This window comes from Chondromyces crocatus (assembly GCF_001189295.1).
In the GTDB taxonomy this organism is placed as follows: domain Bacteria; phylum Myxococcota_A; class Polyangia; order Polyangiales; family Polyangiaceae; genus Chondromyces; species Chondromyces crocatus.
This window is the reverse complement of the sequence record NZ_CP012159.1, coordinates 6098057-6114053: the sequence shown is the minus strand read 5'-3', so window position 1 is coordinate 6114053 and position 15997 is coordinate 6098057. Positions and strand designations below refer to the sequence as shown.

Genomic DNA, 15997 nt, shown 5'->3' with positions numbered 1-15997 from the left:
CATGGGGTGACAGCAAGGGCCGAGGCGCATCAGTGCCAGCGCACCAGGCAACGGCTCGATGAACGACACCTCCGCCATTCCCCTCGTCGCACGTATCACGGTCTCAGAACTCCCACGTTCGACCCTGGTCCTGAAGCGCCTTCCTGGCGTTCGCCACGTCGGCCAGGTCCTTGAAAGGTGACGATTGCGCGAGCTTCACCACGGCGTCGAGCGTGCTCGCGGCCATGTCGAGGTTGCCCTTTTCAATCGCTGAATCGAGCCTCGAGAAGAGGGCATCGAAGTTCACGCGGCGCTCCTCGAACGAGCGATCGAGGTGCTGGAGAAGCACCTCCCGCATGGCGTGGACGCGCTCGATCTCCGTCTGTGCCTTCGCGGCGATCCTTGCCTGCTCCGTCTTCTGTTCGGCGATCCCTCTCAGCGCTTCAGCAAGGGCGGTGATGCCTCCGAGGATGTGCGCCAAGGACTCCACAGCCGAAATGTCCGACAGCCCGGCCCAGTCGGTGCTGCGCGAGCGCGGCTCCTGGTTCACAGCTCCCGCCGAGCGCACCTGGCCACGCTTCTTGCTCATGCTTCACCCCCGAGTTCTCGGTAGCGCGCCATGAGCTCTTCACTCGCCTGATCGAGCAGCCCAGCGTCATCGAGCACCCGCGTGTGGATCAGATCGCTCAGGGCTTTGCAGAGCAACATCGCCGACGACAGCTGGGCGACGTGCGCATCGTCATCGTGATCGAAGTCCTCGGCCATGGCGAAGAGGTCGTCGATCTGCTGCAAGGCACGATGATCGATGCGCCTCAGGACGTCCTGCAGCTCGTCGACGCGGCGCTCTGCACACGCCAGGAGAGCGATCATCGTCTCGATTGCTGCGCATTGCATGTCGACCTCGGCGCTGAAGGCCGCGGCCTTGGTCTTGGCCTTCTCACCCTGCACGGAAAGCACGAGCCCTCCGAGTGCGACGGCTGGCGCCACCGCGATGCCACCGGCGACCAAGGACCCGGCAGCCATTCCCCACCCGCCTGCCGCAAGCGAGCCACCACCCAGCCAGGCGAGGGTCGCGCTCTGCGCAGCAGCGCCGGAGAGCGCCGAGATCGCCGTGCCGGTACTCGCCGTCGCCAGAGACGAGATCAAACCCGTCGCCATCGCCTGGGCGCCAGCGCCGAATTCCACGGCCTTGACCGCACCTTTGAACACCTCGGCAGCGTCGAGGGAGCTGGCGACGAACGCGCGCACCTGCTCGGAATGAACGCCGAGCTTCGAGAAGGTACCGGGGGCGCGAAGGCGTCCCTCCTTATCGAGGATCTGCAGGAGCCGAACCATGCTTCCGAGCGTCTCTCGAGCGATGCTGGTCCGCAGCGCGTGCGTCTCATCGAGCCTGGCCGAAAGAGAACCACGCGCCACATCCAGCTTCTCGAGGTGATGCTTGTGCCGATCCTCGGCCTCCTCGCCGATGGACCTGGCACGGCTCATCGAACGTACGCCCTGGCCCGCTTTCCTGGTGCCATAGGCGGTCGTGGCGACGATTGCAGACCCGATCAGAACGGGGATGAAGAGCGGCATGTTCGGGTTCTCCCATGGGTGTGCAGAGAGATTGGCGTGAGACCGATAACATCCAATTTGTGAAATACAGATTACCAGCGTCCCTGTAAATACTGTGCGGATCACCGATCTGTCGCACTGGACGCTGAGGTGGCCGCTGCCTGGATCGTCGGTGACGAGGTCTACGGGCAGGACAGCAAGGTACGCAGGCGGCCAGAAAAGCGCCGGCAACCGTACGTGCTTGCGGTTTCCAGCCAGCATCGCGTCTGGAGGGACTCTCGACAGTTCGAGCTCAACGGGCTGGTCGACCACGTTCCCGCCAAGGAACGGCGCCGCCTCAGCGCTGGCGATGGCTCCGAGAGACCACGATGGGACGACTGGGTGCTTCGATGATCATGGTGGCGCCGCCACCACCGAGCGATGACCCGCCGCTGCCAGGATCGACGCCGAGGAGCGCGGTCTGCGCAGGGACAGCTGTAGTATCAGAGCACGGTGAGGAGCAGGCCGGACGAGGATGCCGCGAACCCGGGTGCGGAAGTGAAGAGGTCAGCAGACCGGGTGGAGAGGCCTGATCACGAAGACATCGACGTGGCGCTGCAAGGGCGAGCAGCTCTGGAGCTGGCGCTGCGCGCGGCGGAGGAAGACGACACCTGGGACCACCAGAGGCTCGGCCTCGTTCTGCGTGCGATCGCGCTGTGGGGTGAGCAGGAGGCAACCCACGATCGGGCGCTTGCACAGCGGGTGGTGAAGGCGGTCGTAGGGCGCCTGATGTCTCCTTCAGGGCGCTTCGGGGAGGCGGAACGACAGCTCGCCGTCCATGCAGAGCGAGGCCTCCGGGTGCTCGGGGCCGCGCTCGCGCCAGAGGATCGGGCGCTGTTCACGCCGCTGCTGGAAGGGAAAGCCGCGCTGGGAACGGAGGCGCTTCTCCTGGTCTGGGCGGCCCATCTGGAGGCGCTCCGGCGGCCCCTCTCCGACCGAGAGCAGGCTGGACGCGTGGGCTCGGCGCTGGCCGCCAGGGTTCCAACGCCTGAGGAGCTGTCCGCGTGGACGAGAGGTGAACCCTGGAATGTGCGCGCAGCGGCCGTCGATGCCCTCGCCAGCGACCCGGAGGCGCGCCCCCTCCTCGGAGACGCGCTCCGCGACGAGCACTGGACTGTGCGCGCAGCCGCCATCCGGGCCCTCGCCAATGACCCGGAGGCGCGCCCCCTCCTCAGAGATGCGCTCCGCGACGAGCACTGGACCGTACGCGCGGCCGCCATCCGGGCCCTCGCCGCCGATCCGGAGGCGCGCCTTCTCCTCCGAGACGCTCTCCGCGACGAGGACAGCGACGTGCGCGTGGCCGCGGCCAGGGCCCTCGCCAACGACCCGGAGGGGCGTCTCCTCCTCCGAGACGCTCTCCGCGACGAAGGCAGCCACGTGCGCGCCGCCGCCGCCACCGCCCTCGCCAACGACCTGGATGCGCGCCTCCGCCTCCGAGACGCTCTCCGCGACGAAGACGGCGACGTGCGCGCCGCTGCTGCCACGGCCCTCGCCACCGATCCGGAGGCGCGTCCCCTCCTCCGAGACGCTCTCTGCGACAAGCACTGGAACGTGCGCGCAGCCGCCGCCACAGCCCTCGCCAACGACCCGGAGGCACGCCTCCTCCTCCGAGACGCTCTCCAGGACGAGTCCTGGAGCGTGCGCGCCGCCGCCGCCGCGGCACTCGCCACGGACCCCAAAGCACACCCCCTCCTCCGAGACGCCCTCCGCGACGAAGACTGCGACGTGCGCGCGTCCGCCGCCGCGGCCCTCGTCAACGACCCGGAGGCGCGCCCCCTCCTCCGAGATGCCCTCCGCGACGAGGACAGTGACGTCCGCGCCGCCGCCGCCGCGGCACTCGCCACGGACCCCAAAGCACACCCCCTCCTCCGAGACGCTCTCCGCGACGAAGACTGCGACGTGCGCGCGGCCGCCATCAGGGCCCTCGCCAATGACCCGGAGGCACGCCCCCTCCTCCGAGACGCCCTCCGCGACGAGGACAGCGCCGTACGCGCCGCCGCCGCGATGGCCCTCGTCAACGATCCGGAGGCGCGCCTTCTCCTCACAGATGCTCGGCGTGACGAAGTCAGCGACGTCCGCACCGCCGCCGCTACCGCCCTCGCCAACGACCCGGAGGCGCGCCTCCTCCTCCGAAACGCTCTTCGCGACGAAGACAGCGACGTCCGCACCGCCGCCGCCACCGCTCTTGCCAACGACCCGGAGGCCCGCCCCTCTCTCCGAGACGCTCTCCGCGTCGACTTTCCGCACGTGCGCGCGGCCGTGGTCACGGCCCTCGCCAACGACCAGGAGGCGCGCCCCCTCCTCCGAAACGCTCTCCGCGACGAAGACAGCGACGTCCGCGCCGCTGCCGCCACGGCCCTCGCCAACGACCCGGAGGCCCGTCTCCTCCTCCGAAACGCTCTCCGCGACGAGGTCCACGACGTGCGCGCCGCCGCCGCCGCGGCCCTCGCCAACGACCTGGAGGCACGCCCCCTCCTCCGAGACGCTCTCCGCGACGAAAACGACGACGTGCGCGCCGCCGCCGCCACGGCCCTCGCCAACGACCCGGAGGCACGCCCCCTCCTCCGAGAGGCTCTCCGCGACGACGTCAGCTACGTGCGCGCGGCTGCGGTCACGGCCCTCGCCAACGACCCGGAGGCACGCCTCCTCCTCACAGACGCTCTCCGCGACGAAGACAGCCATGTGCGCGCGTCCGCGGCCGCGGCTCTCGCCACCCACCCGGATGCGTGCCTTCTCCTGACAGACGCTCGCCGCGATGAGGACTGGCTCGTGCGTGCAACCGTGGTCACCGCCCTCGCCAACGACCCGGAGGCGCGCCCCCTCCTCGCAGACGCTCTCCACGACGAGGACCACGACGTGCGCGCGGCCGCGGTCACGGCCCTCGCCACCAACCCGGAGGCCCGGCCCCTTCTCAGAGAAGCTCTCCACGACCCGGGCGGGCTCGTCCGCGCCGCCGCCGCCACGGCCCTCGCCACCGACCCGGAAGCCCGCCCCCTCCTCGTAGACGCTCTCCGCGACGAGGGCTGGCTCGTGCGCGCGGCTGCGGTCACGGCCCTCGCCACCGACCCGGAGGCGCACCTTCTCCTCACAGACGCTCTCCGCGACGAAAGCAGCTACGTGCGCAGGGCCGCGGTGACTGCCCTCGCCACCAACCCGGAGGCGCGCCTTCTCCTCACAGCCGCCCTCCACGACGAGAACGTTCACGTCCGTGAGACCGCAGTCACGGCGCTCCGGTCACGCTCTCCAACCCCCGGAGCCGTGCTCTCCCGGCTCCCGGTCGTCCAGCCAGCGCTCCAGCTCGCGGGTCACGCGCCTGCGCCCAGCCTGGCGCTGCCCGCCGGCCCCTTCGACCCCCAGGATCGACTCGCGCGCTTCCTCGCGTCGCCACACCCCATCCATCTCGAAGCCGATCTCCCCTTCGCCGAAGCGCTCCTCGGTGCGCTCTGCGTCCGCCTGACCCAGACCACCGGCTCGACGTTCCGCCTGTTCGGCGAGCTCGCAGCGCCTCCCAGCACGCTCGTGGGCCTGCCCGATGCTCGGGTCGTCCACATCGTCCGCATCGCCATGGATGCCGACGGCCTGGCGCGCGACCGCGCTGTCTTTCCGACGCACAACCTCCTCGAGGCGTGGCGCATCGCGCGCCACCTCCAGACCGAGCGCAGCGTCACCTTCTGGCTCGTCTGTGCCGACCTGGACTTCGAGGACATCGTGCCGCCGGCCCTCGACACCCCGGGGACCCTCACCCTGCGACCGCCGTTCTTCGGCTTCCGGTTGCCCAGGTTCACCAGGTCGACGCTCGATCCGTCGCTCGACGTGCTCACGTCACCCCAGGCGGATCGCGCCTGGCGGTGGGTTCGGTGAAGCCCAGCCCTCATCGCACCGTGAAGTACGAACATGCGGGCGATCTCCCGGCATGACGAAGCGTCATCAGAGGTGCGGTTCGGTGATCGGTCGGCACAATGAGGTCTCATCAAGGGTGGGGATCGGCGATCGGTCGGCACAATGAGGTCTCATCAGGCGCGCGTGCGGCCCGCATGCGCGCAAGATGACGGGTCCTCAGGCCTGCGGATCGGCCGCATGCGCGCAAGATGACGGGTCCTCAGGCCTGCGGATCGGCCGCATGCACGCAAGATGAGGGTTCGATGGCGATCCAGGTCACACCCAGGAGGAGGTCACGCTCACAACATGTGGGTCAACCCACACAAAACCTCCGCGCGGGGTGCAACGGGAAGGCGTCGCGCCGGAGCGCGGAGGGTCAGGGCCGTGGGCGGCTCGCGTCAGCGCTGCGAGGGCCCAGGAGGACAGGCCGCGCGGGTCAGGTCTGCGGCTCGGGGGGGTCTTCGTCGTCGTCCTCGTCGATGATGTCGTCGGGCTCGTCGGAGCCCGCAGGCTTGCGGGTGGGGCTGCGGAGGAAGAAGACCTCGGCCCAGGACCTCTTGCGGCCAGTCTGCGAGGCGATCGTGAGGAGCTGGGCGTAGACGGAGAGGCGGATGGCGTTGACCTCTTCCTTCCAGGCTTTGACGTCGATGCGGCCATCGACGCGGCCGACTTCGGCCTGGCGCTGAGCTTCGATGACGCTGCGGCCGTGCGCGACGAGAGGGCGGAGAAGCTCGACGAAGCGGGTGCGGAAGTCGTCGGGGTAGATCTTGACGGCGAGCTTGCCGACGAGGCCATCGGCGACGTCGATCTGCTTGCGGAGGGCGTGGCGGACGACGGCGCCGATGTGCTCGTTGAAGAGGGTGGTGAACTCGGCGCGCTTGCGGTTCTGGCCGACGAGGTGAAGGACGCCGTTGAAGAGCTGGCGGATGCCGGTGTCGAGCGAGGCGTCAGCAACGCTGCCCCGCGCGCTCTCCTGGAGGACGCCGCGGCGGGTGTTGAGGTCGCGCTGGAGGATCTTGGGGAAGTCGTCGAGGACCTCGGTGACGGGCGCCGCGAGGGCCTCCGTCTCCGGGGTGGCGCGGAGGGCGGCTTCGAGGAAGACGACGTCCGACCAGAAGGTGATGAGGGAGCTGGTTAACTGGATGGTTCGCATGGCGCGAACGAGGGTCGCTCCGGGCGGACTGGACAGTCAAGGAGGGAATGTTGTGGAGGGGGTGGAAAAGGTGGGTGGTGAGGGTGTGGGTGTTGTGGGGGGGGTGGAATGAGGGGGCTGAGAGGGGCGGGATGTTGTCGGGATAACAGGATATTGAGAGGGGGGACGGGTTCGGGTAGTTCTGAAGGGGATGAGCCAGCTCGAACAGGACTTGCGACGGGAGCTCCGAGAGGGGCGAGTGACGTGCGTCGTGGGGACGGGGGTGTCATTCGGGGCGACGTTTGACCCTGATCGGAAGCCGAATTTCGCATCGTGGGTGGGGCTGCTGGAGTCGGGCGTGGATCGGTGTGTGACGCTCGATAAGGGGTTCGCGAAGCGGGCGGAGATCATCCGGGAGGAGATTGCGTCAGGCCACGGGGATGACCTGCTGTCGGCGGCAGAGAAGATCACGCGGCAGCTCGGGGGACCCAGCAGAGGGGAGTTCCGCAGGTGGTTGCGAGAGACTGTGGGGTCGCTGCAAATCCGGGACGGACGCGTGCCGGCAGCGCTGAAGGCGCTGGGGGTGCCGCTGCTGACGACGAACTACGACCGCATCCTCGAAGAGGCGACGAGACTGCCGACGCTGACCTGGCAAGACGCGGCGCAGGTAGAGCGCGTGCTGCGGGGAGAGGACCAGGCGATCGTTCACCTGCACGGAAGCTGGGACCGGCCGGAGAGCGTGATCCTAGGGGTGCGCTCGTATGAAGACGTCCTGCGGGACGAGCATGCGCAGGTAGTGCTGCGCGCGTTGCGACTCACACGGACGCTGTTGTTCGTCGGGTTTGGTAAGGGGCTCGATGATCCGAACTTCGGGGCGCTGATGCGTTGGAGTCGGGAAGTATTCGCAGGCTCGGAGTACCGGCACTATCGGCTCGCGCTTGAAGGGGAGCAGGAGCAGGTGCAGCGGCAGCATCCGCCGGAGGAGCGGGTGTTCGTCCTGTCATACGGCGAGAAGCACGCGGACCTGGGTCCGTTCCTGGAGGGGCTTGTAACGTGACCGTCCAGCCAACGGCATGATCCTGGGAGGATTGCGGCGTCGCAGCCATCGGGTGAGCTGAGGCCCGGGCGGGGCTCGGCAGAGTGCAAACTGGCGCGCGTCACACCCAGCAGCTTGAGGTGCAAAGGGCTGCCTTTGGGTGAAGCGAGTCGAGCGTCGGTCCGCCACGACCTGAGTTCTGGCCGAGGCATCCGGCATCAACTCATCGAGACGAGCACAAGACGAGCCGTCTCGGAGTTTGGTCATCACGTCGGTCGCCCAGGTGGTCGTTCGTGCGCGAGCCCTCCACGGCAGACCCAGGTGACGCCCGCGGTCAGGTCCGTGGCTCGGCGGGCTCTTCTTCGTCGTGGTCTTCGTCGATGACCTCTGCGGGGTCGTCGCGGCTCGGGGATCTGCGGGGCGGAGGGCTGCTCCGGGCGAACTGGACATTCAACAGGAGAATGTTACGAAAATGGTGGAATATGGGTACGGTGAGGGTGTGGGGGTTGTGAGGAAGGTGGAATAAGAGGCGGGGGAGGCGAACTGTAGAGGCGGGGGGTTGGGGGGATGAGGGAACGTTGAGGGGGTGGGCGGGGTCGGGTAGGTCTTGAGGGGATGGCTGGACTCCGAGAGGACTTGCAGCGGGAGATCCGCGAGGGGCGGGTGACGTGCATCGTGGGGGCGGGGGTGTCGATGGGGGCCGCGTGTGACCCTGAGTCGATGGGGGCCGCGTATGACCCTGATCGGAAGCCGAACGTCGCGTCGTGGGTGGGGCTGCTGGAGTCGGGCGTGGGTTGGTGTGCAAAGCTCGATAAGGGCTTCGCCAAGCGGGCGGAGATCATCCGGGGGGAGATTGCGTCAGGGCACCTGGATGATCTGCTGTCGGCGGCGGAGAAGATCACGCGGCAGCTCGGAGGGCCTGGCGGCGGAGAGTTCAAGCGGTGGTTGCGGGAGACTGTGGGGTCGCTGCAAATCCGGGACGGACGCGTGCCGGCGGCGCTGAAGGCGCTGGGGGTGCCGCTGCTGACGACGAACTACGACCGCATCCTCGAAGAGGCGACGGGACTGCCGACGCTGACCTGGCAAGACACGGCGCAGGTAGAGCGCGTGCTGCGGGGAGAGGACCAAGCGATCGTTCACCTGCACGGGTACTGGGACCGGCCGGAGAGCGTGATTCTGGGGATACGCTCGTATGAAGACGTCCTGCGGGACGAGTACGCGCAGCTAGTGCTGCACACGTTGCGACTCAGACAGACGCTGCTGTTCGTCGGGTTTGGCAAGGGGCTCGATGATCCGAACTTCGGGGCTCTGATGCGCTGGAGTCGGAAGATGTTCGCAGGATCGGAGCATCGGTGCTACCGGCTCGCGCTTGACAGCGAGAGGGAACAGATGCAGCGGCAGCATCCGCAGGATGAGCGGGTTTTCGTGCTGTCCTATGGGGAGGAGCACGAGGAGCTGGGGCCGTTCCTTGAGGGGCTCGTGGACGCGAGGCCGGCGGCGTCGGCAGGCGCAGTGGGTGCGGAACTCGTCTCGATGCGCGAGCTGACTGTCGAGGAGCGACCGAGACCTCGGGTGCTGATCGCGGGGCCGTACTTCGGGTTGCCGGCAGGGCTGCGGGAGGAGGTGAAAGCGCTCTGGAAGGCAGAGCGCGGTCCCAACACGGCTGCACGCATCGTGCAGAAGCTGCGGCGGACCGATGTGGAAGAGGCGCAGATCGCGGCCATCGTGCGGCACGACGTGGTTGTGGATGCGAGCCCTTGGCGAGCGTTCGCGCGGTGGTGGAGCCTGGGCTTCCGGAACGTCGAGGTGGAGGAACCAGCGCGGGCCGCGCAGCTTCTGGCGCAAGGGGATCCGCTGGGGTGGTGCGCGTTTCCGGAGGGATCCTGGCTCGATCCGGAAGGGGCGTGGGAGCCCGTGCTGTCTGGTCGGTGGCAGCAGCTCGACGGGAAGGTGCCGGGACTGGAGGCGAAGCTCCGGGAACACGTCACCACGGCGGGGGTGCAGGTGTGCGGGTTCGACGATGCGCTCGGAGGGGCGTGGTCAGCACTGGTGCCGCAGGTGGAGGGGGCGAAGGTGCTGAGCGATCAGGACCTCGCGGGGGTGCCCAGAGGCCGGCTGTTCCGGGCCGAGCAGGCGCTGGATGGGCCGCTGCATGAAGCGGGGCTTTCGGACTATCTGCGGGCGCTGCGGGTGGTGGCCGGGCAGGTGCGGCTCGCGGGCGAGGAGGGCGAGAGGCCGATCGAGCGGGTGTTCGTGGGGATGGAGGTACAGCAGCAGGTCACCCCGGTGAGGAGCACGCCGGACGAGGATGCCGCGAAGCTGGGCGCGGAGGAGAAGGGGTCAGCAGACGAGGCGGCAAGGCCCGATCAGGGGGAAATCGACGTGGAGCTGGGGGCGCGAGAGGCACACCGAAGGGAAGTCCATGCCTCGCGGCGGGAGGGCGTGCGGTCGATGGAGGCCGATCGGCTAGCCGAGGTGGCGCCCCGGGTGCTGCTCTGGGGCAAGGCGGGCACGGGCAAGTCGACGCTGCTCAAGTGGGTAGCGTGCCAAAGTGTCGGGTCGGCGCGAACGCCCGTGTGGATTGATCGGCTGGCGCCGGCTGCGGGCGCGCTGCCCGAGCAACTGGCGCGCGAGGCGCTCCGCTCGGTGCGCTTGCCCGAAAGCGCGCGAGTGGCCCAGCAGCAGCTTCGTGAAGCCATCCAGGGGGGGAAGGCACTGCTCTTGCTCGATGGCCTCGACGAGGCCGAGACGCCCGTCCAGACAACCTTGCCAGGCCGGGTGGCGGAGCTCGGCGCGGGCGTACAGGCGGTGATCGCTTCGCGACCGCAGGTCGACACGCGATGGGTACTCGATGGGACGGGCTTCGTGCCCGTGAGCTTGACCGGCCTGCAAGGGGCCTCTCCGCGGCTGTTCCTGGAGCGGTATTTCGGGGTAGCGGACTGGATTGCGCCCTTGTTGCGGGAACTGCACACCCTTCATGCCGGGGCGGAGTGGTCCAGGACGCCCGTGCTGCTGTCGCTGGTCGCTTCGTTGTACCAGCGAGATCGGGCTCTGCCGCACGCCACGCTGGAGCTGTACCGGGATGTGGTCGATGAGTTGTTTGGTCGCAAGGCGCAGCGCTGGGGCCTCAAGCCGGATAGCAACTACGTCGCAGAGGCTCGTTCGAAGCTGGCGGCCCTGGCGCGGGCCATGTTGCTCCCGACCCATGGAGAACCACGAATCGCAGCGCGGCGCGACGAGGCAGGTGAGTTTCTGGCTGCCTCGGGGCTGTTCACGGGGGCCGAGTGGTTGCGGTTCGCCCACCTGTCCCTGGGGGAGTACCTGGCCGCGCAACCGCCGCTGGATCTCGGGGAGGCGCTGGCGTGGTTCCGACGCACCACGAGGATCTCGCTGGATGTGGTCCCCATGGCCGTGGCGCTGCAAGGGCGCGCGGGTCTGGAGCTGGCGCTGCGCGCGGCAGAGGAAGACGACACCTGGGACCACCGGATGCTCGGCCTGGTTCTGCGTGCGCTCGCGCTGGGGGGAGAGCAGGGAGCAACCTACGACCGGGCGCTTGCACAGCGGGTGGTGAAGGCGGTGGTCGAACGCCTGATGTCTCCTTCGGGGCGCTTCGGGGAGGCGGAGCGACAGCTCGCCGTCCATGCGGAGCGAGGGCTCCGGGTGCTCGGGACCGTGCTCGCGCCAGAGGATCGGGCGCTGGTCACCCCGCTGCTGGAGGCGAAGGGCGCGCTTGGAACGGAGGCGCTGCTCATGGTCTGGGCAGCCACCCTGGAAGAGATCCGGAGGCCCCTCTCCGACCGAGAACAGGTTGGACGCGTGGGCTCGGCACTCGCCGCCAGGGGTCCAACGCCTGCGGACCTGTCAGCGTTGACGAGAGGTGAAGCCAGGAATGTGCGCGCAGCGGCCGTCGCTGCCCTCGCAACCGACTCGGAGGCGCGCCCCCTCCTCACAGACGCTCTCCGCGACGAGCACTGGGATGTGCGCGCGGCCGCGGTCACGGCCCTTGCCAACCACCCGGAGGCGCGCCTCCTCCTCACAGACGCTCTCTGCGATAGGGTCGGCTACGTGCGCGCGGCCGCGGTCACGGCCCTTGCCAACCACCCGGAGGCGCGCCTCCTCCTCACAGACGCTCTCCGCGACGAGAACCGCTACGTGCGCGCGGCCGCGGTCACGGCCCTCGCCAACCACCCGGAGGCGCGCCTCCTCCTCACAGACGCTCTCCGCGACGAGGACAGCTACGTCCGCGCGGCCGCGGTCACGGCCCTCGCCAACCACCCGGAGGCGCGCCTCCTCCTCACAGACGCTCTCCGCGACGAGCACTGGGACGTGCGCGCGGCCGCGGTCACGGCCCTCGCCAACCACCCGGAGGCGCGCCTCCTCCTCACAGACGCTCTCCGCGACGAGGACCGCTACGTCCGCGCGGCCGCGGTCACGGCCCTCGCCAACCACCCGGAGGCGCGCCTCCTCCTCACAGACGCTCTCCGCGACGAGGACCGCTACGTCCGCGCGGCCGCGGTCACGGCCCTCGCCAACCACCCGGAGGCGCGCCTCCTCCTCACAGACGCTCTCCGCGACGAGAACCGCTACGTGCGCGCGGCCGCGGTCACGGCCCTCGCCAACCACCCGGAGGCGCGCCTCCTCCTCACAGACGCTCTCCGCGACGAGCACTGGGACGTGCGCGCGGCCGCGGTCACGGCCCTCGCCAACCATCCGGAGGCGCGCCTCCTCCTCACAGACGCTCTCCGCGACGAGAACAGTGACGTGCGCGCGGCCGCGGTCACGGCCCTCGCCAACCATCCGGAGGCGCGCCTCCTCCTCACAGACGCTCTCCGCGACGAGAACAGTGACGTGCGCGCGGCCGCGGTCACGGCCCTCGCCAACTACCCGGAGGCGCGCCTCCTCCTCGCAGACGCTCTCCGCATCGACTTTCCAAACGTGCGCGCGGCCGCGGTCACGGCCCTCGCCAACCACCCGGAGGTGCGCCTCCTCCTCACAGACGCTCTCCGCGACGAGAACAGTGACGTGCGCGCGGCCGCGGTCACGGCCCTCGCCGACCATCCGGAGGCGCGCCTCCTCCTCACAGACGCTCTCCGCGACGAGAAAAGCTACGTGCGCGCAACCGCGGTCACGGCCCTCGCCAACCACCCGGAGGCGCGCCTCCTCCTCACAGACGCTCTCCGCGACGAGAACAGTGACGTGCGCGCAGCCGCGGTCACGGCCCTCGCCAACTACCCGGAGGCGCGCCTCCTCCTCACAGACGCTCTCCGCGACGAGAACAGTGACGTGCGCGCAGCCGCGGTCACGGCCCTCGCCAACTACCCGGAGGCGCGCCTCCTCCTCACAGACGCTCTCCGCGACGAGAACAGTGACGTGCGCGCAGCCGCGGTCACGGCCCTCGCCAACTACCCGGAGGCGCGCCTCCTCCTCACAGACGCTCTCCGCGACGAGAACAGTGACGTGCGCGCAACCGCGGTCACGGCCCTCGCCAACCACCCGGAGGCGCGCCTCCTCCTCACAGACGCTCTCCGCGACGAGGACCGCTACGTGCGCGCGGCCGCGGTCACGGCCCTCGCCGACCACCCGGAGGCGCGCCTCCTCCTCACAGACACTCTCCGCGACGAGCACTGGGACGTGCGCGCGGCCGCGGTCACGGCCCTCGCCAACCACCCGGAGGCGCGCCTCCTCCTCACAGACGCTCTCCGCGACGAGGACTGGGACGTGCGCGCGGCCGCGGTCACGGCCCTCGCCAACCACCCGGAGGCGCGTCTCCTCCTCACAGACGCTCTCCGCGACGAGGACCGCGACGTGCGCGCAGCCGCGGTCAGGGCTCTCGCCAACCACCCGGAGGCGCGTCGCCTCCTCACAGACGCTCTCCGCGACGAGGACCGCTACGTCCGCGCGGTCGCGGTCGCGACGCTTCGACCACGCTCTCCAAGCCCCAGCGCCGTGCTTTCCCAGCTCCCGGTCGTCCAGCCGGCGCTCCGGCTCGCGGGTCACGCGTCAGCGCCCAGCCTGGCGCTGCCCGCCGATGCCTTGCAGAAACAGGATCGACTCGCACGCTTCCTCCAATCGCCAGGCCCGATCCATCTCGAAACGGATCTCCCCTTCGCCGAGGCGCTCCTCGGTGCGCTCTGCGTCCGCCTGACGCAAACCACCGGCTCGACCTTCCGCCTGTTCGGCGAGTTCTCAGCCCCTCCCAGCACGCTCGTTGGCCTACCTGACGCTCAGGTCGTCCACATCATCCGCATCGCCATGGATGCCGACAACCTCGTCCGCGACCGCTCCGTCCTTCCCACGCACAACCTCATCGAGGCGTGGCGCATCGCTCGCCACCTCCAGACCGAACGCAGCATCACCTTCTGGCTCGTCTGTGCCGACCTGGACTTCGAGGACATCGTGCCCCCGGTCCTCGAAACTCCCGGAACCCTCTACATGCGACCGCCGTTCTTCGGCTTCCGGTTGCCCAGTTACACCGGCTCGACGCTCGACCCGCCGCTCGAAGTGCTCACGTCACTCCAGGCCGAACGAGCGTGGACCCGCATCGCCGCGCCTGATCAGGCAGCCCTCTTGCAGACCATCGAGGCCATGCTCCGCGACCCGGACACCGACATCTGGACGCTCCTCCCCATGCTCGGCCGGATTGGTCATCATCTCCCGCCGGATCTGCGCCGCGCGGTGGCCGAGCGGCTCCCTCAGGACCTCGAACAGGCGGCAACACATCTGGAGCGCGCCCGCAGCGCCCTGGATGCATCCCCATCCGACCCTGCGCTCGGATCCACCGACAACTGACGGGTTGGCAGCACGCGACGGGCACCTCCACCGTGTACGCAAGGTGAAGGGGTCTTCGGGGTTCACTTGCCCTTGGGCTTCTTCATCTCGATGGTGCGGGACACCTTCGGGGCGTAGCAAATGAGCTTCGGTTGCTCGTCCTTCATGGTCGTGGCGAGGTGGGCGATGACGGCTTCGGCCTGGGCCTTGTCGGCGACCTGGAGGCCGAGGCGGCGGGTGCCATCCTCGTGGGCCTCGACGAGGGTGAGCGCTGCGACGTCGGGGAACGAGGCGAGGGCCTTGCGGGTGGTGGGGTAGTCGAACTTCTTCGGGTTGTCGGGGTTGACGTCGTAGAGGTGGAGGTAGGGGGTGGTGCAGGCGTCGGTGAACTCGAGGCTCTCGGTCTCGCGGAGCTTCAACACGGCGCCCCAGGTGGACGCCCAGATTCCGCCGCGCGCGTCGATGGCGATGGAGTGGAAATGCTTGGGCCAGGCGAGGCGGGCGACCGGGTGCCAGGCGCCTTCGTCGAAGCGGTGGAGGGTCTGGCCGTCGTAGGTGTGGAGCTTGCCGGTCTGCGAGAGGAAGGCCTCGGTGGCCGGGGGATCGAGCCTGGGCAGCGCTTCGAAGGTGCCGTCGCGGTAGTGGAGGACGGGGCTCTTGGAGGACGGCAAGAACCAGGCTTCGTCGCCCTGCCCGGGGAGGATGGAGACGCTGTACGTGCCCGGCTCCGCGAGGTGGCTGAGGTCGACGATGCGCGATTTCTCGTCGGATGGGCTCCAGACTTCGGCGGCGAGGCCGCGCTTTTCGCAGAGGTTGCCGAGCGAGAGGATCGTCCCGCTGGGGGTGGCGCCGAAGGAGCTGGGGACGATGGCCGGGGGCTCCGGGAAGTGCTCGTAGCGCTCGATCTCGCCGGGCTTGCAGCCAGCTTGCGCGGGGGTCTGGAACTTGAGGCGACGCGCGGGTCCGCGCACGGAGGCGCTCTCGGTGGACGAGATCATGGACCAGTTCAGCGCGATGGTGAAGGTGTCGCTCCTGGCGACGCCGATGATCCTGGCGGGGCTGCCACCTTCACCGAAGACGCGGAGGGTGCCTTTGCCGGTGAGGGGATAGACGGAGGGCTGTGGTGCGCGGCCTTGGACGGAGGAGTAGAGGACGTCGACGTTGTCGGGCCAGGTTCCCTGGACGGCGTAGACGTAGCTGCCGCCGAAGCTCTGGTTGGTCTCGGGGACGTAGCCGACCCACTCGATGGCGTCGTCGACGAGGCGGCCGATGCGCATCTCCTTGTTGACCATGATCGCGCCCTGGATGGGGAAGAGGCCGTCCAGCTTGGTGCCCTCGGGAGCGAACGGTTCGAGGGCCATGGTGGGGACCTTCGGGGGCGTCGGCGGGAGCTTCAGGGCAGCGGAGGCGCTGGAGGCGCTCGGGGCTGCAGAGGGCTCGGTGGGGGCCGGGTCCTGGGCGATGGGGGTGGCGTCCGTGGGAGGGCTCTTCGGCTTGCAGGCGGGGCTGCTCGCGAGGAGGAGGGCGAGGAGGAGGGCGTTCGACGGGAGGCGCGAGAGCGAGGAGAGCGACGAAAGCGAAGGAAGGAGGGTGCGCATGGTCGGGCCTGG

At 69.3% G+C, this 15997-nt stretch carries 7 protein-coding genes; 3 read left to right on the top strand and 4 right to left on the bottom strand.

Annotated elements, in window-relative coordinates; all coding sequences use genetic code 11:
- Window positions 1-103 precede the first annotated feature (103 nt).
- Both CMC5_RS22345 and CMC5_RS22340 read right to left on the bottom strand, forming a co-directional pair.
- On the bottom strand, window positions 104-568 hold the full coding sequence (locus tag CMC5_RS22345; protein WP_050432319.1) for a hypothetical protein: 465 nt from the start codon (window positions 566-568) through the stop codon (window positions 104-106).
- Entirely contained in the window at window positions 565-1845 is a 1281-nt protein-coding gene (locus CMC5_RS22340; RefSeq protein WP_156338798.1) for a hypothetical protein, read from the bottom strand. Before CMC5_RS22340 ends, CMC5_RS22345 begins: the two co-directional genes overlap by 4 nt.
- Before the next feature lie 246 nt (window positions 1846-2091).
- Between CMC5_RS22340 and CMC5_RS22335 the strand changes: the two genes are divergently transcribed.
- A complete protein-coding gene (locus tag CMC5_RS22335) occupies window positions 2092-5433 on the top strand; it encodes a HEAT repeat domain-containing protein (RefSeq protein ID WP_156338797.1) in 3342 nt (1113 codons plus the stop codon).
- 454 nt (window positions 5434-5887) lie between these two features.
- Here CMC5_RS22335 and CMC5_RS22330 read toward each other — a convergent pair whose 3' ends face one another.
- Window positions 5888-6604, bottom strand: a complete 717-nt coding sequence (locus tag CMC5_RS22330) for a hypothetical protein (RefSeq protein ID WP_050432316.1) — start codon at window positions 6602-6604, stop codon at window positions 5888-5890.
- Window positions 6605-6953: 349 nt separating this feature from the next.
- Here CMC5_RS22330 and CMC5_RS22325 point away from each other — a divergent pair, with 349 nt between their 5' ends.
- Together CMC5_RS22325 and CMC5_RS22320 are read left to right on the top strand one after the other, a co-directional pair.
- Window positions 6954-7640 carry an SIR2 family NAD-dependent protein deacylase gene (locus tag CMC5_RS22325; protein ID WP_169796616.1) on the top strand — a complete coding sequence of 229 codons (687 nt, stop codon included), beginning with the start codon at window positions 6954-6956 and terminating at the stop codon, window positions 7638-7640.
- Window positions 7641-8234: 594 nt separating this feature from the next.
- Entirely contained in the window at window positions 8235-14408 is a 6174-nt protein-coding gene (locus CMC5_RS22320) for a HEAT repeat domain-containing protein (protein WP_050432314.1), read from the top strand.
- A gap of 62 nt (window positions 14409-14470) precedes the next feature.
- Here the strand turns inward: CMC5_RS22320 and CMC5_RS22315 are convergent, their stop codons facing one another.
- Entirely contained in the window at window positions 14471-15985 is a 1515-nt protein-coding gene (locus CMC5_RS22315) for a hypothetical protein (RefSeq protein ID WP_050432313.1), read from the bottom strand.
- Window positions 15986-15997 lie beyond the last annotated feature (12 nt).

Bases quoted from the DNA above. Each gene is read 5' to 3' on its own strand.
- CMC5_RS22315 (WP_050432313.1), bottom strand. From the start codon at position 15,985: ATGCGCACCCTCCTTCCTTCGCTTTCGTCGCTCTCCTCGCTCTCGCGC.
- CMC5_RS22320 (WP_050432314.1), top strand. From the start codon at position 8,235: ATGGCTGGACTCCGAGAGGACTTGCAGCGGGAGATCCGCGAGGGGCGG.
- CMC5_RS22330 (WP_050432316.1), bottom strand. From the start codon at position 6,604: ATGCGAACCATCCAGTTAACCAGCTCCCTCATCACCTTCTGGTCGGAC.
- CMC5_RS22345 (WP_050432319.1), bottom strand. From the start codon at position 568: ATGAGCAAGAAGCGTGGCCAGGTGCGCTCGGCGGGAGCTGTGAACCAG.